The sequence below is a fragment of the Streptomyces sp. SID12501 genome (assembly GCF_010550245.1).
GTDB lineage: Bacteria > Actinomycetota > Actinomycetes > Streptomycetales > Streptomycetaceae > Streptomyces.
In genome coordinates, this window is the sequence record NZ_JAAGLU010000675.1 from 1 (window position 1) to 438 (window position 438).

Annotated in this window: 2 protein-coding genes; both read left to right on the plus strand. The window is 66.4% G+C overall.

What is annotated here, in order from left to right:
* Positions 1 to 156 (plus strand): SDR family oxidoreductase (locus tag G3I71_RS47860; protein WP_164325238.1); only part of this gene is annotated, 156 nt, incomplete at its 5' end.
* A 40-nt stretch (positions 157 to 196) separates the two neighbouring features.
* Positions 197 to 438: helix-turn-helix domain-containing protein (locus G3I71_RS47865; protein WP_343243309.1), on the plus strand; the 242-nt coding region annotated here is incomplete at its 3' end.

The window sequence follows — 438 nt, forward strand, 5'->3', positions numbered from 1 at the left end:
ACCAGCGAGGAGCTGCTCACGGAACTCACCGCCCGCGAGGCCTTCGGCCGCTACGCCGAGCCCTGGGAGGTCGCCAACGTCATCGTGTTCCTGGCCAGCGGCTACTCGTCGTACATGACGGGCGAGACCGTGTCGGTCAGCAGTCAGCACGCGTAGGGCGTCGGATGACCGGCCGGCGCAGTACCAGAATGGACGCGTGCCAACGAACAAGCCGATCGAACCGACGGCCAAGAAGAAGCACCAGGTGACGGCGTCGCCCGAACGCCGCCGCGAACTCCTCGACACCGCCGCCGAGGTCTTCGCCGCGCAGGGCTACAACGCCACCACCGTCCGCAAGATCGCCGACGCCGCCGGCATGCTCGCCGGCAGCCTCTACTACCACTTCGATTCCAAGGAATCGATGCTCGACGAGATCCTCTCCGCCTTCCTGAACGAGCT